This is a genomic window from Pseudomonas sp. NC02 (genome assembly GCF_002874965.1).
Taxonomy (GTDB): Bacteria; Pseudomonadota; Gammaproteobacteria; order Pseudomonadales; family Pseudomonadaceae; genus Aquipseudomonas.
The window spans coordinates 2,115,998-2,133,099 of the sequence record NZ_CP025624.1 but is presented as its reverse complement, the minus strand read 5'-3'; the positions used below and the strand labels follow the sequence as shown (position 1 = coordinate 2,133,099).

The window sequence follows — 17,102 nt, the reverse complement described above, 5'->3', positions numbered from 1 at the left end:
CTATCCCTCCCCAACGGAAAAACCGGTAAGGAATTTATGTGCGGATTAGCTGGAGAGTTACGTTTCGATCACCAACCTGCCGACCTGGCAGCGGTGGAACGAATCACCCATCACTTGGCGCCACGCGGTCCTGACGCGTGGGGCTTTCATGCCCAGGGGCCGATTGCCCTGGGCCATCGACGCCTGAAAATCATGGACCTGTCGGATGGCTCCGCCCAACCGATGGTCGACGCCCAGCTGGGCCTGTCCCTGGCGTTCAACGGCGCGATCTATAACTTCCCGGAATTGCGTGAAGAGCTGGAAGCCCTGGGCTACGCCTTCTATTCCGGTGGCGACACCGAAGTGCTGCTCAAGGGCTACCACGCCTGGGGCGAAGCCCTGCTGCCCAAGCTCAACGGGATGTTCGCCTTCGCCATCTGGGAGCGCGATGCCCAGCGCCTGTTTATCGCCCGTGACCGCCTCGGCGTGAAGCCGCTGTACCTGTCGCGCACCGGCCAGCGCCTGCGTTTTGCCTCGGCCCTGCCGGCGCTGCTCAAGGGTGGCGATATCAACCCGATCCTCGATCCGGTGGCCCTCAATCACTACCTGAACTTCCACGCCGTGGTGCCGGCGCCGCGCACCCTGCTGGCGGGCATTGAAAAGCTGCCGCCCGCCTCCTGGATGCGCATCGACGCCGATGGCAAGACTGAACAGAAAACCTGGTGGACCCTGCCCTACGGCCCCCACGCCGACGAAGCCAACCTGACCCTGGAAGACTGGACCGACCGCGTGCTCGACAGCACCCGCGAAGCCGTGGCGATTCGTCAGCGGGCGGCGGTGGATGTGGGCGTGCTGCTTTCCGGCGGTGTCGATTCCAGCATGCTGGTGGGTCTGTTGCGGGAAGTCGGCGTGCAGGACCTGTCGACCTTCTCCATCGGTTTTGAAGACGCTGGAGGCGAGCGCGGCGACGAGTTCCAGTATTCAGACTTGATCGCCAAGCATTACGGCACCCGTCACCACCAACTGCGTATCGCCGAAAGCGAAATCATCGAGCAATTACCGGCGGCGTTCCGCGCCATGAGCGAGCCGATGGTCAGTCATGACTGCATTGCCTTCTACCTGCTGTCCCGGGAAGTGGCCAAGCACTGCAAGGTGGTGCAAAGCGGCCAGGGCGCCGATGAACTGTTCGCCGGTTACCACTGGTACCCGCAGGTGGATGGCGCAAGCGACCCGTACGCGGCCTACCGCGACGCATTTTTCGACCGCAGCTACGACGACTATGCCGCTACCGTCGCGCCGAAATGGTTGACCGCGAATGACGCCGCCGGTGACTTCGTGCGCGAGCATTTCGCCCAGCCCGGCGCCGATGCGGCGGTGGACAAAGCCCTGCGCCTGGACAGCACCGTGATGCTGGTGGATGACCCGGTCAAGCGCGTCGACAACATGACCATGGCCTGGGGCCTGGAAGCGCGCACGCCGTTTCTCGACTATCGCCTGGTAGAACTGTCGGCCCGCGTGCCGGGCAAATTCAAACTGCCGGACGGCGGCAAGCAAGTGCTCAAGGAAGCGGCGCGCCGGGTGATCCCGAGCGAGGTCATCGACCGCAAGAAAGGCTACTTCCCGGTGCCCGGCCTCAAGCATTTGCAGGGTGACACCTTGAACTGGGTGCGTGAGCTGCTGCTGGACCCAAGCCAGGACCGCGGCCTGTTCAACCCGGCCATGCTCGACCGCCTGCTCACCGATCCCCAAGGCCAACTGACCCCGTTGCGCGGCTCCAAGCTGTGGCAACTGGCGGCGCTGAACCTGTGGCTCAGCGAACAAGGAATCTGATTCATGAAACCTCATGCCACGGCTTACAGCCAACGCTTGCTGCGAGGCCAGGCGCCCTCCTACGAGCGCCTGCAAGCCCGCTTCGCCGAAGACGGCAGCGAACTGGACCCCACGCCGATTGCCGTGCATTGCGGTTGGGGCCGGCTGTTGATCGGCCACACCTTCCCGGACCCGGCGAGCCTGGCCCTGGAGTTGCTCAACGAGCAGCCGGGCGAGCGGGATATCGCGCTGTATGTGGCGGCGCCGCAGCAGATCCTCGGGATTGATCCCCAGCAGTTGTTTCTCGACCCGTCCGATACCCTGCGCCTGTGGTTCACCGACTATCGCCCGGCAACCCGGGTGTTTCGCGGGTTCCGGATTCGCCGGGTACAAACCGAGGCGGACTGGCAGGCGGTGAACCAGCTGTACCAGGGGCGCGGCATGTTGCCGGTGGACCCGGCGCTGCTCACGCCACGCCATCAAGGCGGCCCGGTGTATTGGCTCGCCGAGGACGAAGACAGCGGCGCGGTGATCGGCAGCGTGATGGGCCTGAACCACCAGAAGGCCTTTCACGATCCGGAGAACGGCTGCAGCCTCTGGTGCCTGGCGGTCGACCCGCAATGTACCCGCCCCGGGGTGGGTGAAGTGCTGGTACGCCACTTGATCGAACACTTCATGAGCCGCGGCCTGAGCTACCTCGACCTGTCGGTGCTGCACGACAACCGCCAGGCGAAAAGTCTCTACGCCAAGCTTGGCTTTCGCGCGCTGACCACCTTCGCCATCAAGCGCAAGAACGGGATCAACCAGCCGCTGTTCCTCGGCCCTGGCCCGCAGGCGGAGTTCAATCCCTATGCGCGGATCATTGTCGAGGAAGCGCATCGGCGCGGGATTGACGTGCAGGTGGACGATGCCGATGCCGGCTTGTTTACCCTGAGCCACGGTGGCCGCCGGGTGCGCTGCCGCGAATCCCTCAGCGACCTGACCAGCGCCATCAGCATGACTTTGTGCCAGGACAAGAGCCTGACCCACAAGGTGTTCAAGGCCGCAGGCCTGAACCTTCCGGCCCAGCAATTGGCCGGCAGTGCCGATGACAACCTGGAGTTTCTCGACGAGCACCAGCGTATTGTGGTCAAGCCGCTGGATGGCGAACAAGGCCAGGGTGTGGCGGTGGATTTGCAGACCATTGAAGACGTGCAAAAAGCCATTGAGGCGGCCCGCCAATTCGACACCCGTGTACTGCTGGAAAGCTTCCACGAAGGCCTCGACCTGCGCATTCTGGTGATCGGCTTTGAAGTGGTCGCCGCCGCCATTCGCCGCCCGGCGGAAGTCACCGGCGATGGTCAGCATTCCATTGGCGCGTTGATCGAAGCCCAGAGCCGCCGACGCCAGGCCGCCACCGATGGCGAAAGCAAAATCCCCCTGGACCATGAAACCCAACGCACCCTGCAGGCGGCCGGCTACGACTACAACAGCATCCTGCCCCGTGGCGAACGCCTGGCGGTGCGACGTACCGCCAACCTGCACACCGGCGGTTGCCTGGAAGACGTCACCGCCATCCTCCACCCGACCCTGGTGGACGCCGCCGTGCGCGCCGCCCGTGCCCTCGACATTCCCATGGTGGGCCTTGACCTGATGGTGCCGGCCGCCGACCAATCGGACTACGTGTTTATCGAAGCCAACGAACGGGCCGGGCTGGCCAACCATGAACCGCAGCCGACGGCTGAAAAGTTCGTGGACCTGTTGTTCCCGCATAGCCAACCGACGGCTTGAGAAAGGTGTTGCCTTGACTGGCGCTTTCGCGAGCAAGCCCGCTCCCACAGGGGAATGCATTCCAAATGTGGGAGCGGGCTTGCTCGCGAAGACGCCGGTACAGCCAACACAATCTCTGAGGCGCCCCTTTCATCGAAACCATCGATGCCCTCAACTCATCAGGAGTTTCCATGACCCGAACCATCCCCGAACCGGATCTCGCTTACCTGCAAAAAGTGCTGCTGGAAATGCTCGCCATTCCCAGCCCCACCGGGTTTACCGACACCATCGTGCGCTACGTTGCCGAGCGCCTTGAGGAACTGGGCATTCCCTTTGAAATGACCCGGCGCGGCACCATCCGCGCCACCCTCAAGGGCCAGAAAAACAGCCCCGACCGCGCCGTTTCCGCGCACCTGGACACCATCGGCGCCGCCGTGCGGGCGATCAAGGACAATGGCCGCCTGACCCTCGCGCCGGTCGGCTGCTGGTCCAGCCGTTTTGCCGAAGGCAGCCGCGTCAGCCTGTTCACCGATAACGGCGTGATCCGTGGCAGCGTGCTGCCGTTGATGGCCTCCGGTCACGCGTTCAATACGGCCGTGGATGAAATGCCCATCAGTTGGGACCACATCGAACTGCGCCTGGATGCCTACTGCGCCACCCGCGCCGACTGTGACTCCCTGGGTATCAGCGTCGGCGATTTCGTCGCCTTCGACCCGCTGCCGGAATTCACCGAGAGCGGGCATATCAGCGCCCGCCACCTGGACGATAAAGCCGGGGTTGCCGCGCTGCTGGCGGCGCTCAAGGCGATTGTCGACAGCGGCCAGCCGCTGCTGATCGACTGCCATCCGCTGTTCACCATCACCGAAGAAACCGGCAGTGGTGCGGCGGCGGCATTGCCGTGGGATGTGAGTGAGTTCGTCGGCATCGACATTGCGCCGGTGGCCCACGAGCAGCACTCCAGCGAGCACGCGGTGAGTGTGGCGATGCAGGATTCCGGCGGGCCGTATGACTATCACCTGTCCCGCCACCTGCTGCGCCTGGCGGCGGAAAATGAGCTACCGGTGCGTCGCGACCTGTTTCGCTACTACTTCAGCGACGCGCATTCGGCGGTGACCGCCGGCCACGACATTCGCACCGCACTGCTGGCATTCGGTTGCGATGCCACCCATGGTTATGAGCGCACGCACATCGACAGCCTCGCCGCGCTGAGTCGCCTGCTGGGCGCGTACATCCTCAGCCCGCCGGTGTTCGCCAGCGATGCACAGCCGGCCAAGGGCTCCCTCGACCGGTTCAGTCACCAGATCGAACACGACACACAAATGGAGAGTGATACCCGCGTGCCGTCGGTGGACAGCCTGGTGGGCCAAAAAACCTGAGACTGGCAACTCGGATCCCGGCGCAGTAGCATCGCCGGGATTCCCTAGCCGAGGCTTGTATGCTGATTCCCTACGATGCACTTGAAGTCGACACCCTGACACGCCTCATCGAAGACTTCGTGACCCGCGACGGCACCGACAATGGTGACGACACACCTCTGGAAACCCGGGTGCTGCGGGTACGCCAGGCGCTGACCAAGGGCCAGGCGCTGATTGTTTTCGACCCCGAAAGCGAGCAGTGCCAGTTGATGCTCAAGCACGATGTGCCCAAGCACCTGTTCGACTGAGACTCAAGGATTGGGCACAGGCACTGGATGGGTGTTGGCCTGCTGCCCGTGGCGACTGAGGATCTTCTGATAGACCTCCGCCCGGTGCACATTGACCCCCACCGGCGCTTCCACACCCAGCTTCACTTGGGTGCCGTTCACTTCCAGAATGCGCAAGGTGATCTGGTCACCCACCGAAATTATTTCACCTACCGCGCGGCTTAATACCAGCATGGGGTTCGTCCTTTTTAAGTTACCGAACCCCGACCATGCGCTCCCTGCCTGGCACCATCAATGGCCTTCAGGTTAAACAGGCATGCCTTACACATCAGGGTAAATTACCCTACAGACAGGCAGTGAATAATCTCGAATTACACCCAAGAACCAAACGATATGTTCAAATTTGCAGGCACTCTCTGTGGCGAGGGAGCTTGCTCCCGCTGGGGTGCGAAGCAGCCCCCAATAAGGTCAATGCATTCTTTCAGGAAGACTTGGGCGGCTGGTTTTGGGGCTGCTTCGCACCCCAGCGGGAGCAAGCTCCCTCGCCACAACAAGCCCTCGCCACATCAGGTGCTCACCTGAAATTCAACCTTTTACCGCCTGCGACTGGGCTTTCGCCCGCATCTTGTCCGCCATCACGGTCATCTCGTCATACAGCAGTTGCGGGTTCTTCTGTTTCAGTGCCCAGGCCATGCGCCCCTGCTCGTGGGGCAGGATCATGAATTGCCCTTGCGCCACTTGCTGGTAGATGTAGTCGGCGATCTGTGCGGCGGTGATCGGCGAGCTTTCCAGCAGCTTGCCCACCTGGGCTTTCATCGCCGGCGTCGGCCCGCGGAACGAGTCCAGCAGGTTCGTCTGGAAGAAGGATGGGCACACCACATGCACGCCGACTTCCTGTTGCTTGAGTTCCACCAGCAGGCTTTCCGAAAGTGCCACCACGCCGGCCTTGGCCACGTTGTAGTTGCTCATGGCCGGGCCCTGCATCAGGGCGGCCATGGACGCGATGTTGATGATGCGGCCCTTGCTCTTTTCCAGCAGCGGCAGGAATGCCTTGCAGCCCTTGACCACGCCCATCAGGTTGATCGCGATCTGCCAGTCCCAGTCTTCCAGGGACAGTTCGCTGAAGAACCCGCCCGATGCGACACCGGCGTTGTTGACGATCACGTCGATGCCACCGAGCTTTTCCTCACAGGCCTGTGCGAACGCGGTGAGCTGGCTGTAGTCGCGCACGTCGCAGCGCTGGGTGAAACCGTCACCACCGGCCTGGCGTACAAGCTTGAGGGTTTCTTGCAGGCCCGCTTCGCTGACGTCCGACAAGGCCAGCTGCCAACCCTCACGGGCCCAGCGCAGAGCGATTTCGCGACCCAGGCCAGAACCGGCGCCGGTGATCATCATGCGATTTTGCATAGGAAAGTAGCCTTGTGGTTCACGGAAGAAGTGAGCCGCAGTGTAGCGAAGGTTTTTACCGCACCCACGCACCATCAGACTGCTGAATGCCCCAGGCAAACCGTGGGCCGGGTCGGATAGCGGGAAACCCGCCAAGTTCCATTTATTTGAACTAAGGACGGTTATTTGCAACGGGGTTAAAGGAAATAAGCAAGTTAGCGAAAAGCTTTAAAAAAACACGGAATTTTCTGCCAAACACATGGGTCGGAGTTATTAAGGCGTCCGTATCAGTTGTCGGGCCTATCCGTTAAATACCAGGTCTTTTCAGAAGACAATAAGGAAAACAAAACATGAGCCTCATTCTTATCATTATTCTGATCCTCCTGCTGGTCGGCGGTCTTCCAGTGTTCCCTCACTCACGCAATTGGGGTTACGGGCCATCGGGTATTCTCGGTACTGTGTTGGTAGTGCTGTTGATTCTGTTGTTGCTCGGCAAGATATAACGCGTTCCAGCGTGCAAAAAAAAGAGGCCTTGAAAGGCCTCTTTTTTTATGCGCGGGTATTTAGTCCGGCTTGCCGTCCACTACACCTGCGGTGTTGTCCAGCAGGCTCTTGGTAGCGGTCTGCAGGAACGATTCGAGCTTCTGCTTCAACGCAGCCTCGTCCGGCGACTCTGGAATCACTTTCCCGGTCGGGTTGGCGCCCAGTTCGTATTCCCACAACTTCGGCGGCATTTCCTTGGGCAGTACCAGCACCCGGTCACCGGTGAGCAAGGCGACGGTCTGGTCGCTGCCCGACGGCTTGATCACACCAAAGCCCTTGTCACCTTCCGGCAGGTTGAGCAGGTCACGGCCCCAGCACTGGTGCAGGGTGTCACCGCCCAGGCGGCCCATGATGGTCGGCACGATGTCGATCTGGGTGCCCACGGTGTGGTCACGCTCGCCGAACTTCTCCTGCATGCCCGGTGCGATCATCAGCATCGGCACGTTGAAGCGGCCCAGGTCCATCTCGGTGATCTGCTGCTCGTTGCCGAAGCCGTGGTCGCCCACGATCACGAACAGGGTTTCCTTGAAGTACGGCTCCTTGCGGGCCTTTTCAAAGAACTGGCCCAAGGCCCAGTCGGAGTAACGCATGGCCGTCAAATGCTCGTTGAGGCTGCCACGGTCGGTGACCTTCTCGACCGGCAATGGCGTTGGCAACGCGTACGGCGTGTGGTTGGACAGGGTTTGCAGCAGCGCATAGAACGGCTTGCCGCCTTCACGTGCCTTCAACTCTTCCAGGCCACGGCTGAACATGTCCTGGTCGGACACGCCCCAGGTTGGATCCGAGAACACCGGGTTGACGAAGTCATTACGCCCGATGAAGTTGGTCATGCCCTGGTTGCTGAAGAAGCCCGACTGGTTGTCCCAGGCGAAATCGCCGTTGTAGACGTACACGTCGTCAAACTTGCGGGCGCTGAGCAACTGCGGCAGGCCCGACAGCTTGTGGCTGCCTTCCGGGGTCTGCATCAGGTATTCGAAACCCGGCAGGTTCGGGAAGCAGGCCATGGTGGCGAACATACCCTGGTGGGTGTGGGTGCCGTTGGAGAAGAAGCGGTCGAACAGCAGGCCTTCCTTGGACAGTTTGTCGAAGTACGGCGTGATATTGCCCGGGCGGCCCAGGGCGCCCACCGAGTGACCGGCGAAGCTTTCCATCAGGATAACCACGACGTTCTTGATCGGCAGGGTCTTCTCGGCCGGCGGCGTGAAGTCACGGCGTACCGCGGCGGTGTCGGTGTCGACCAGTTTCTCGGTCGGCAATACCAGCATGTCGCGCACGGTCTGGGTGGCCAGCGGCTGCTCCAGGGTGGCTTTCCAGATGTTCGAACGCTCCTCGGAGAAGCGCGATTTCGCCGCCGCAATCAGCGACAAGGTACCGTTGAGGCCCAACTGGTTGGCGAAGTTCGAGTCGGTGGTGTACACGTCGCCCCAACGCAGTGGCGGGCCCTGGCGCAGGGTGCCACGGATGGCGACCACGGCGACCAGCAGGCAGACCACGAACACCGCGATGCGCGTGTACCACGGCGCCACCTGGCGAGTGCCGATGCTGCCACCGCTAAACGGGCCGCGTGGGCGCGTTGCACGGTCGGCGCCTTTGAAGGCGATGCTCAGGATCAGCGTACCCACGGCCCAGGCCAGCAGGTAGCGCACCACCGGGAAACCGTACCAGAGCATGCTCATCACGGTTTTCGGGTCTTCCTTCACGTACTGGAAGACCAGGCCGTTGAGGCGCTGGTGGAACTCGCGGTAGAAGTCCATTTCCATCAGGCCCAGGAACAGCGCGATGCTGGACGCGACCGTCAGCCACAAGCGGAAGAACCCGCGCGCCGCCATGGCCCGTACGCTGAACAACGCCAGCAGCAACGGCACCAGCACGTACATCACCAGGCGGATATCCAGGCGCAGGCCGTTGGCGAACGCTTCAAGGAAAGTCGAGGCCGGTGTGTCGAGGATCATCTCGCGGTTGTAGACCAGCAGCGCCAGGCGCAGCAGGGAGAACATCACCATCATGATCAAGGCACAAAGCAGCGTGTACGCCAGATGGGATTTGACGGTCGGTTGCAGCAAGCGATTAGAAGCTCGCTGCTGATTCAGGGCGTCCGGGTTTGCCATGTCGTTTTAGGACCCATTGGAAGTTTAAGTTGCGAATGAATACAGCGGCGCCCCGCCCTCGCCCAGGCAGGCTGGGGTAGACGGTGAACGCAATGGCGCAAATGGTGCCCGATCAACGCCGGCAACGCCATTGATTACTCACTCCTGCAGTAGGTGGGCACTCGTTTTAGAGCACTCGACAGGGGAAATAGCCGGCGAATTGTCTTGGATGGAATGTGAAAATTCTGTGCAGCGAATATCTCGAAACACAATAACGGGCGTACGGAAACAGATGTGGGAGCGGGCTTGCTCGCGAATACGGTAAATCAGTCGATACATCAGGTGACTGTTACACCGTATTCGCGAGCAAGCCCGCTCCCACACTTACTGTACCCGCTCTGGATAGCGTTGTTTGGATCAGATCCGCACGTTACCGCGCGGCCCGGCGATCGCCCAGATGATCAAGCCCAGTACCGGCAGCAGCAGGATCAACAGGATCCACAACACTTTGGCGCCGGTACTCGCGCCGCTTTTGAACACGTTGATGATCGCCCAGATATCCAGCGCGAGGATGATCAACCCGATCAGACCATTAAAAGTGGAACCCATGGTGTCGCTCCTAAGTGAGGGCTTGCCTGCTTAGGATAGTCAGCCGTGGCCGGGGGTTCCGTTTTATTTCAGACGTGTACCGCAACCCGCAGAGCTTCCAGCGATGGTTCGCCCTTTATGCCGGTTTCGGCACACAACTCCAGCACCCGTGGCACGTCGTTGCCGTAGACCAGCACAGCCTGGATCTCGTCGTCCAGCAACTGGCTGAAGTTCATCAGCACGTAGCCGCCGTTCTCCGGGTTGAGGGCGCTCATCTGGATCTGGATGCGGTTCAGCGCGGTCAGGGCTTCGGTCTTGGCCAGTTGCTTGGGCTTGAGGTTGAACGCCACGCCGGGGCCAAAGGAGGCGACGATCTGGGCGAACAGGTCCAGGTAGGTGTCGGCCTGGAACAGCACGGTGTCTGGCAGGCTGCCGACGACGATCCACTCACCCAGGGGAATCGGGAAAGTGTCGTCGTAGTTAATGTCGGGGTTGGCGGCCAGGAAAGCGTCGGGATCGGCGTAGGCCTGGGCCGCTTCGTCAGCCACCTTGGCGATCTCGGGTTCGCTCATGCAGCCGGAGCTGATTTTGCTGATGAGTTCGACGAGTGCGGTTTTCATGGGGTGGTCCTGTGGCGGGGCTGATTTTGAGGGCGCAAAGCCTACACCAGTTTTTGCAACTGCGCCGCCGTATCCACCGCCCCCATGGTCTGGGCCGCTGCCAGCGCGGTCACGCCCTGGGCATCGGTGGCCTTGGGATTGGCGCCCTGGCTGATTAGGTAGTCCACCATTTCGGTACGGTTGAACATCGCCGCCATCATCAAGGCGGTGCGACCATCAGAGGATGCGCCTTCGACCAACGCTCCGCCTTCGATCAATGCCTTGACCACCGGCAGGTTGCCCTTGAACGCCGCGCCGGCAATCGGCAGCTGGTTCTTGTCGTTGGCAATCTGGGGGTCGGCCTTGAATTCCAGCAGCACTTTCACCGCGTCCACATGGCCATGGTAGGCCGACAGCATCAACAGCGTATCGCCATTGTGGTTGCGCAGGTTCGGCGGCAAGCCCTTGGCCAGCAACGCCGCCAGCATCGCGGCATCGCCTTTGCGCGCCACGTCGAACACCTGCTCGGCAAATTCGGCGGCTTCGTCTTCGGTCATTTGTTTGGCTTGGTCTGACATGTGGGGCTCCTTGTCTGGTGTTTCATAAGGCGCCCAGTCTCGCGATGGAGTTCCCCACTGTCATGCCTTTTTTCCCAAAAGCGGCGATAGGCAGAATCAATAACGGAACTTGCCCGCCTGAATATCCGCCAACAGTTGCCCGGTGACCGGCACATAACTGTCCGACCCAGGCAGCCAGGCAAAGATCGGATCATCACCGGCCTTGCCCGGATCGAACGCTTCCTCCTTGAGTTTCACCTTCTGGTATTTAAAGGTGCCCGTGGTTTCCATCTTCACCTTGATCCGCAGGAACAACGGCACCGCATACGCGGGCAATTGCCCGTGGGCGAAGGTCAGCAACTCGCGCATGTCCAGGGAAGCCAGGGATTCGGCAGGCGTAATGGCCGCCATGCCCGCGCGGCCGTTGGTGTTTTCAATCTCCACGCCGTAGGCCACCACTTCGGAAATCTGCGGGTGCTGCAGGAAGATGTTCTCGACTTCGGTGGTGGAGACGTTTTCACCTTTCCAGCGGTAGGTGTCCCCCAGCCGGTCAACGAATTGGGCGTGGCCAAAGCCGATATTGCGCAACAGGTCGCCGGTGTTGAAATAACGGTCGCCCTTCTCGAACACGTCGCTGAGCACCACCTTGCGGTTCTTCTCGGGGTCGGTGTAGCCGTCGAACGGTGCCTTGTCATCGATCCTGGCCAGCAGCAGCCCCTGGCCCCCCTTGGGCACTTCGCGCATGAAACCGTCGGCGCCGCGAATCGGCTCACAGCTGTCATGGGCGTAGTCCACCAGTGCCCAGTGCATCAGGGAAAAGCCGATGGTGTTGTCGAAGTTCAGCACATTGGTGAAGCCGATGTTGCCGTCACTGGCGGCGTACAGCTCGCAGATATGATCAACGCCAAAGCGCTGCTTGAACTCAGCCCAAACCCCAGGGCGCAGGCCGTTGCCGATCATCTTCGTCACCCGGTTATCCAGGTCGCGCCCGTGGGCAGGCTGGTCGATCAGGTAGCGGCACAGCTCGCCGACATAACCCAGGGTGGTCGCATTGAATTTGCGCACATCGTCCCAGAACTGGCTGGCGCTGAACTTGCGGCGAATCGCGAACCCCGACGCCCCGGCAATCGCCGAACCCCAGCACACGCACAGGCCAGTGGCGTGATACAGCGGCAAGGTGCAATAGACGACATCCTCGGGCCCCATATCCAGGGCGATGGTGCCGAAACTGGCCGAGGACTTCATCCAGCGGCCGTGTTTGAAAATGCCGGCCTTGGGCAAGCCGGTGGTGCCGGAGGTGTAGATATAGAAGCAAGGGTCGTTGAAAAAAATCTGCTGGGTGCTGGCGGGGTTTTCCACCGGGCAGTCGGCGCTGGCAGCCATCAGGTCGACGTAATCCGGCGGCACATGGCTGTGCTGCTGATCGGCAATAAACCAGGTTTTATCCGCCTCGATGGCCACCTGGCTGCGCACGGCCTCGTAGGCCCCTACCAACTCGGCACCCACCACAATGGCCGCCGGCGTCACCAGGTTGAGGCTGTGAACCAGTGCGGTCTGGGTTTGCGAGGTATTGAGCATCGCGCAAATGCCGCCCACCTTGGCCACGGCCAGTACGCTGAGCAACAACTCGGGGCGGTTCTCGATAAACAACGCCACCACGTCGCCCTTGCCGATCCCCTGCTGCTGCAGGTAGTGAGCCATGCGGTTGGCCTGCTGGTTGGCCTGGCGGTAGCTCAGCACCGTGTCGCCATACAGCAGCGCGGCGCCGTCGGGGTTGCGTTGGGTGGCTTGTTCAAAGGTCCAGCCCAGGCCGCACGGCTGGTCGGGATCGGTGATGTTGGCAACGCGGATTCCGCGCACCAGGCGCGGCAGTGCACGGACAATGGTGGGCACCTTACGCAGCATCATGCCCCAGGTGATCATGTCACTTGGCGGGTGGTTCATGGCGGGAACGTCCTTTTTCTTATTGTTCGTATGACCCTCAAGGCACCCATCGCACTGTAAGACCCGCGCCGAATGCCTTGCAGGAAAATACGCCAGCCGTTCTTCGGCTGTACACGCAGGATTTGAAAAGTTTTGTATCCCGAAAGGAAAAGGAATTTAGCGCACCGCCAGGTGGTCACTATGGAAGACCTGCCTTGCGTGCCAGCTGTGAAACACTTGGCAAAACCCCGCAAAATGCAGGATGCACGATGGCCATTCATGCAAATTGCACGAAACTGGAAATCTTAAAATTTTATAACTGATTGATTTATAACGATTTTTTAAGATAGTCAGTACTGGCACAATCACTGCACCTATCACTCCACGCTGCAAAACATGAGCTAACGGAGCTGATAGACATGAGCCTGATCCAAGATAAATTTTCTTCTGTGTTCTCCAATTTCGACGTCACCACCCAGGCGCGTCCTGATGGCGGCATCCTGCTGACCTTGCGTAACAGCGAAGGCAAGCAGATCAAACGTTCGATCTCTTATCAGCAACTGCACACGGCCGACCAACTGACGTGGGTCATCAGCGCCATTCGCCGCGACCTGGCTGAACAAGCCAGCGACCTGCCACAGATTTCGATGCTGCAAAGCCAGAACCGCTTTGCCCTGCCGACCTACCATTCGGCTTGACCGTCATGCAGGACCCGAACAGGTCGTGGTGCCGTTGCGCACCACGGCCTTTTTTTATTTGCACAATCCCTGTTTCACCGCCTCGTTCACGGCCTGGACCCGGTTAGTCACCTGCAACTTGCCGTAGATGTTGCGCAGGTGAAACTTCACCGTGGCCTGGGAGATGGAGCGAATCCTGCTGATTTCCCACACCGTCTTGCCCTCGACCGCCCAATGCAGGATTTCCCGTTCCTTTGGGGTCAGGGGTTTACCCGACAACATCGCACGCGCCTTGCGGTTGGCAACCGGCGCGCTGTCCGTTTGCGTGGACGGTTGTTCCTGTGGCTCCGAACCGCTCATGCAGGCCCCTCTCTTCATATAGGTCTTGTAACGCCCGAAGTCGGATTACTCCTATTGACAGGCGAATAAATATTGAGACCAGAGAGAGTTACACAAAGAGTGGAAGTAACAAGTAAGGTCAACGATAAACAGCTGTTACCCACAAACTTTCAAGTTTATTCCTACAGCGATTTCCAACCTGAAGGAATTGAAGTTAAAAAAATGCCCCCTGTTCAGGAGGCATTGCCGGACGAACTTAGTCATCAAGCCGAGGAAAACCCTCGGCGATCGCGTCGCCCGTCAGCATGACCGCCAGCCCTTCAGGGTCACTGAACAGGCGGATCGCCACAAAGTGCGGGTTCTCCCCCATATCAAACCAGTGCGGGATGCCGCTCGGCACCAAGATCAGGTCGTTTTTCTCGCAGAACACCGCGTACACATAATCTTCGATGTGCAAGGTAAACAGCCCACGACCCGCTACGAAAAAACGCACGTGGTCTTGGGCCATGCGGTGTTCGTCGAGTCGCTCGGCGCGCAATTGGGCTTTCTGCGGGTGATCGTTGCTGACGCGGAGCACATCAACGGTGGTGTAGCCGCGCTCGGTCATCAGCTTGTCGATGGGCGCCTGGTAGGCGGCGATAATCTCAACCTCGCTGGCCCCGGGCTCAAGTCGGGTAGTCGCCTGCCAGCGATCGAACCCCACACCCAGCTCGGCCAGGGTCGAGGCGATATCGTCCTGGTGAGTCAGGACCTTGTTCGGGGTGTCGGGGGTGCAGACGTGGTAAACCGCGAGATAGCTCATCAAACTCTTCCTCTGTCACGGGAGCCGCTCATGGCCGCTCCTCTTGCAATCGAATGCCAATGATTAGGGCGGCGGCCAGGGCCGCGACGCTGGCAATGCTGAAGGTCAGGGTCGGCCCCAGCAGGTTCCAGCTGTAACCTGAATAGAGTGCGCCCAGCGCACCGCCGGTACCGGCCAGTGCCGCATACAGTGCCTGGCCCTGCCCTTGCTGGCGAGCACCAAAGCTGCGTTGCACGAACTGGATGGCCGCCGCGTGAAAACTGCCGAAGGTCGCCGCGTGCATCACCTGCGCCAGCAACAGCACCCAGAAGAATTCGGCAAACGAGCCCAGCAGCAACCAGCGCAGTGCGGCCAGCAGGAAACTCGCCATCAATACCCGGCGTACCGAAAAGCGCGTGAGAATCCGGCTCATGGCCAGGAACATCAAGACTTCCGCCACCACGCCCAGCGCCCACAACATGCCGATCACGCCACGGCTGTAACCGAGGTGTTCAAGGTGCAGGGTGAGGAAGGTGTAGTACGGGCCGTGGCTCATTTGCATCAGCGCCACGCAGGCATAAAACGCGAGGACGCCGGGGCTGCGCAGTTGCCGCAAAAAGCCGTCACCGGCCAGGCGGTTGCCCTGGGCCGGCGGCTGCGCATTCGGCACCCAGAGGCTCGCGCCGATGATGCCGGCCATGATCACCACGACCACCACCGGGTAGATATCCAGGCTCAGCCAGTCGAACAAGCGGCCCATGATCACCACGGTGAGGATAAAACCGATGGAGCCCCACAACCGCACCTGGCTGTAGCGCGAGGTCTGGCCTTGCAGGTGCGCGAGGGTGATGACTTCAAACTGCGGCAGGACCGCGTGCCAGAAGAACGCGTGCAAGGCCATCACCAGCGCCAGCCAGGCGTAAGTCTTGCTGACAAAGATCAACGAGAAACTCACCAGGGTGCACACCGCGCCAAAGCGCACGATGGCCAGGCGCCGGCCGGTGTAATCCCCCAGCCAGCCCCACAGGTTGGGTGCCACGCAGCGCATCAGCATGGGGATGGCCACCAGCTCGCCGATGCGCGCGCTGGAGAACCCAAGGTGATCGAAGTACAACGCCAGGAACGGCGCCGTCGCCCCCAGCAGGGCGAAATAGAACAGGTAGAAGCTGGAGAGTCGCCAGTATGGAAGGGCTTGCGTCAGCATAAGTGACTTGTGGCGAGCGAGCCTGCTCGCGCTGGGTCGCGAAGCGGCCCCACTAGAAGCGCCGCAGTTCTCCAGGTACTACCGGGTTGCAGGCTTTGGGGCCGCTGCGCAGCCCAGCGCGAGCAAGCTCGCTCGCCACACACGGTCACAGCTGGCCCAATACCGGAGTACTGACTTTTACGTCGGCGTTTTGCCCACGATGACGCAGCAGGTGGTCCATCAACACAATGGCCATCATCGCTTCGGCAATCGGCGTGGCACGGATGCCGACGCAAGGGTCGTGACGGCCCTTGGTGATCACGTCCACCGGGTTGCCGTGCACATCGATCGAACGGCCCGGCGTGGTGATGCTGGACGTCGGCTTGAGGGCCAGGTGCGCAACGATTGGCTGGCCGGAGGAAATGCCGCCGAGAATGCCGCCGGCGTTGTTGCTGAGGAAACCTTCCGGGGTCAGCTCGTCACGGTGCTCGGTGCCACGCTGGGCCACACAATCGAACCCGGCGCCGATTTCCACGCCCTTGACCGCGTTGATGCTCATCAGCGCGTGGGCCAGTTCGGCATCGAGGCGGTCGAAGATCGGCTCGCCCAGGCCCGGCATCACGCCTTCGGCAACCACGGTGATCTTGGCGCCGACGGAATCCTGGTCGCGGCGCAACTGGTCCATATAGGCTTCCAGCTCCGGCACTTTGTCCGGGTCTGGGCAGAAAAAGGCGTTGTCTTCGACGCTGTCCCAGGTCTTGAACGGGATTTCGATCGGGCCCAGCTGGCTCATGTAGCCGCGGATCACGATGCCCTGGGTCGCCAGGAACTTCTTGGCAATCGCACCGGCCGCCACGCGCATCGCGGTTTCCCGCGCCGAGCTGCGGCCACCGCCACGGTAGTCGCGCTCGCCGTATTTGTGGTGGTAGGTGTAGTCGGCGTGGGCCGGGCGGAACAGGTCCTTGATCGCCGAGTAGTCCTTGGACTTCTGGTCAGTGTTGCGAATCAGCAGGCCAATGGCGCAGCCGGTGGTGCGGCCTTCGAACACGCCGGAGAGGATTTCGACTTCGTCGGCTTCCTGGCGCTGGGTGGTGTGGCGGCTGGTGCCGGGCTTGCGGCGGTCGAGGTCACGCTGCAGGTCTTCCAGGGACAACTCGAGGCCCGGCGGGCAGCCGTCGACAATGGCGACCAACGCCGGGCCATGGCTTTCGCCCGCGGTGGTAACAGTGAACAGCTTGCCGTAGGTATTGCCGGACATGC

Annotated in this window: 17 protein-coding genes; 6 read left to right on the top strand and 11 right to left on the bottom strand. The window is 61.1% G+C overall.

The annotated features are described in order from the left end of the window. Positions 1 to 36: 36 nt before the first annotated feature. The 4 genes from C0058_RS10010 to C0058_RS09995 all read left to right on the top strand — a co-directional run bounded on the left by C0058_RS10010 (position 37) and on the right by C0058_RS09995 (position 5,200). Positions 37 to 1,809, top strand: coding sequence for an N-acetylglutaminylglutamine amidotransferase (locus tag C0058_RS10010; protein WP_003216754.1), 1,773 nt, complete (start codon positions 37 to 39; stop codon positions 1,807 to 1,809). Positions 1,810 to 1,812: 3 nt separating this feature from the next. After that, positions 1,813 to 3,558 carry an N-acetylglutaminylglutamine synthetase gene (ngg, locus tag C0058_RS10005; protein ID WP_102368463.1) on the top strand — a complete coding sequence of 582 codons (1,746 nt, stop codon included), beginning with the start codon at positions 1,813 to 1,815 and terminating at the stop codon, positions 3,556 to 3,558. 170 nt (positions 3,559 to 3,728) lie between these two features. After that, the gene (locus C0058_RS10000; protein ID WP_003216760.1) at positions 3,729 to 4,913 is read left to right on the top strand and encodes an osmoprotectant NAGGN system M42 family peptidase; all 1,185 of its coding nucleotides are present in this window, start codon (positions 3,729 to 3,731) and stop codon (positions 4,911 to 4,913) included. A 59-nt stretch (positions 4,914 to 4,972) separates the two neighbouring features. Continuing rightward, positions 4,973 to 5,200, top strand: coding sequence for a YheU family protein (locus C0058_RS09995; RefSeq protein ID WP_003192759.1), 228 nt, complete (start codon positions 4,973 to 4,975; stop codon positions 5,198 to 5,200). 3 nt (positions 5,201 to 5,203) lie between these two features. Here the strand turns inward: C0058_RS09995 and csrA are convergent, their stop codons facing one another. After that, positions 5,204 to 5,413 (bottom strand): carbon storage regulator CsrA, encoded by a 210-nt coding sequence (csrA, locus tag C0058_RS09990; RefSeq protein ID WP_008433220.1) that lies wholly within the window; start codon positions 5,411 to 5,413, stop codon positions 5,204 to 5,206. Between the two features lie 351 nt (positions 5,414 to 5,764). Further along, entirely contained in the window at positions 5,765 to 6,586 is an 822-nt protein-coding gene (locus C0058_RS09980; RefSeq protein ID WP_102368462.1) for an SDR family oxidoreductase, read from the bottom strand. A 329-nt stretch (positions 6,587 to 6,915) separates the two neighbouring features. Here C0058_RS09980 and C0058_RS09975 point away from each other — a divergent pair, with 329 nt between their 5' ends. Next, complete coding sequence (locus C0058_RS09975) at positions 6,916 to 7,068, top strand: DUF3309 family protein (RefSeq protein ID WP_003216767.1); 153 nt, start codon at positions 6,916 to 6,918, stop codon at positions 7,066 to 7,068. A 60-nt stretch (positions 7,069 to 7,128) separates the two neighbouring features. On the opposite strand, the gene C0058_RS09970 is transcribed toward C0058_RS09975, so the two are convergent. The 5 genes from C0058_RS09970 to C0058_RS09945 form a co-directional block, all read right to left on the bottom strand. Then, entirely contained in the window at positions 7,129 to 9,216 is a 2,088-nt protein-coding gene (locus C0058_RS09970) for an LTA synthase family protein (protein WP_008433215.1), read from the bottom strand. Between the two features lie 396 nt (positions 9,217 to 9,612). Then, positions 9,613 to 9,804, bottom strand: coding sequence for a PLDc N-terminal domain-containing protein (locus tag C0058_RS09960; protein ID WP_003172956.1), 192 nt, complete (start codon positions 9,802 to 9,804; stop codon positions 9,613 to 9,615). 68 nt (positions 9,805 to 9,872) lie between these two features. Beyond that, a complete protein-coding gene (locus C0058_RS09955; RefSeq protein WP_003216771.1) occupies positions 9,873 to 10,403 on the bottom strand; it encodes a hypothetical protein in 531 nt (176 codons plus the stop codon). 41 nt (positions 10,404 to 10,444) lie between these two features. Beyond that, positions 10,445 to 10,960 carry an ankyrin repeat domain-containing protein gene (locus C0058_RS09950; protein ID WP_010176046.1) on the bottom strand — a complete coding sequence of 172 codons (516 nt, stop codon included), beginning with the start codon at positions 10,958 to 10,960 and terminating at the stop codon, positions 10,445 to 10,447. Between the two features lie 96 nt (positions 10,961 to 11,056). Next, complete coding sequence (locus tag C0058_RS09945) at positions 11,057 to 12,883, bottom strand: long-chain-acyl-CoA synthetase (protein WP_102368460.1); 1,827 nt, start codon at positions 12,881 to 12,883, stop codon at positions 11,057 to 11,059. Between the two features lie 398 nt (positions 12,884 to 13,281). On the opposite strand from C0058_RS09945, the gene C0058_RS09940 reads away from it, so the two are divergent. After that, a complete protein-coding gene (locus C0058_RS09940) occupies positions 13,282 to 13,560 on the top strand; it encodes a DUF3509 domain-containing protein (RefSeq protein WP_003216777.1) in 279 nt (92 codons plus the stop codon). Between the two features lie 54 nt (positions 13,561 to 13,614). Here the strand turns inward: C0058_RS09940 and C0058_RS09935 are convergent, their stop codons facing one another. The 4 genes from C0058_RS09935 to aroC form a co-directional block, all read right to left on the bottom strand. Next, complete coding sequence (locus tag C0058_RS09935) at positions 13,615 to 13,899, bottom strand: response regulator transcription factor (protein WP_003216779.1); 285 nt, start codon at positions 13,897 to 13,899, stop codon at positions 13,615 to 13,617. A 235-nt stretch (positions 13,900 to 14,134) separates the two neighbouring features. Next, positions 14,135 to 14,680, bottom strand: coding sequence for an acireductone dioxygenase (locus tag C0058_RS09930; protein ID WP_008433207.1), 546 nt, complete (start codon positions 14,678 to 14,680; stop codon positions 14,135 to 14,137). A 28-nt stretch (positions 14,681 to 14,708) separates the two neighbouring features. After that, positions 14,709 to 15,860, bottom strand: coding sequence for an MFS transporter (locus C0058_RS09925; RefSeq protein WP_168197526.1), 1,152 nt, complete (start codon positions 15,858 to 15,860; stop codon positions 14,709 to 14,711). A 148-nt stretch (positions 15,861 to 16,008) separates the two neighbouring features. After that, the gene (gene aroC, locus C0058_RS09920; protein WP_003213122.1) at positions 16,009 to 17,100 is read right to left on the bottom strand and encodes a chorismate synthase; all 1,092 of its coding nucleotides are present in this window, start codon (positions 17,098 to 17,100) and stop codon (positions 16,009 to 16,011) included. Between the last annotated feature and the right edge of the window lie 2 nt (positions 17,101 to 17,102).

Excerpts from the sequence above, each read along its gene's own strand:
- csrA (WP_008433220.1), bottom strand. The coding sequence starts at position 5,413 with ATGCTGGTATTAAGCCGCGCGGTAGGTGAAATAATTTCGGTGGGTGAC.
- ngg (WP_102368463.1), top strand. The coding sequence starts at position 1,813 with ATGAAACCTCATGCCACGGCTTACAGCCAACGCTTGCTGCGAGGCCAG.
- aroC (WP_003213122.1), bottom strand. The coding sequence starts at position 17,100 with ATGTCCGGCAATACCTACGGCAAGCTGTTCACTGTTACCACCGCGGGC.
- C0058_RS10010 (WP_003216754.1), top strand. The coding sequence starts at position 37 with ATGTGCGGATTAGCTGGAGAGTTACGTTTCGATCACCAACCTGCCGAC.
- C0058_RS09960 (WP_003172956.1), bottom strand. The coding sequence starts at position 9,804 with ATGGGTTCCACTTTTAATGGTCTGATCGGGTTGATCATCCTCGCGCTG.
- C0058_RS09945 (WP_102368460.1), bottom strand. The coding sequence starts at position 12,883 with ATGAACCACCCGCCAAGTGACATGATCACCTGGGGCATGATGCTGCGT.
- C0058_RS09955 (WP_003216771.1), bottom strand. The coding sequence starts at position 10,403 with ATGAAAACCGCACTCGTCGAACTCATCAGCAAAATCAGCTCCGGCTGC.
- C0058_RS09930 (WP_008433207.1), bottom strand. The coding sequence starts at position 14,680 with ATGAGCTATCTCGCGGTTTACCACGTCTGCACCCCCGACACCCCGAAC.
- C0058_RS09980 (WP_102368462.1), bottom strand. The coding sequence starts at position 6,586 with ATGCAAAATCGCATGATGATCACCGGCGCCGGTTCTGGCCTGGGTCGC.
- C0058_RS10000 (WP_003216760.1), top strand. The coding sequence starts at position 3,729 with ATGACCCGAACCATCCCCGAACCGGATCTCGCTTACCTGCAAAAAGTG.
- C0058_RS09995 (WP_003192759.1), top strand. The coding sequence starts at position 4,973 with ATGCTGATTCCCTACGATGCACTTGAAGTCGACACCCTGACACGCCTC.
- C0058_RS09950 (WP_010176046.1), bottom strand. The coding sequence starts at position 10,960 with ATGTCAGACCAAGCCAAACAAATGACCGAAGACGAAGCCGCCGAATTT.
- C0058_RS09935 (WP_003216779.1), bottom strand. The coding sequence starts at position 13,899 with ATGAGCGGTTCGGAGCCACAGGAACAACCGTCCACGCAAACGGACAGC.
- C0058_RS09940 (WP_003216777.1), top strand. The coding sequence starts at position 13,282 with ATGAGCCTGATCCAAGATAAATTTTCTTCTGTGTTCTCCAATTTCGAC.
- C0058_RS09970 (WP_008433215.1), bottom strand. The coding sequence starts at position 9,216 with ATGGCAAACCCGGACGCCCTGAATCAGCAGCGAGCTTCTAATCGCTTG.
- C0058_RS09975 (WP_003216767.1), top strand. The coding sequence starts at position 6,916 with ATGAGCCTCATTCTTATCATTATTCTGATCCTCCTGCTGGTCGGCGGT.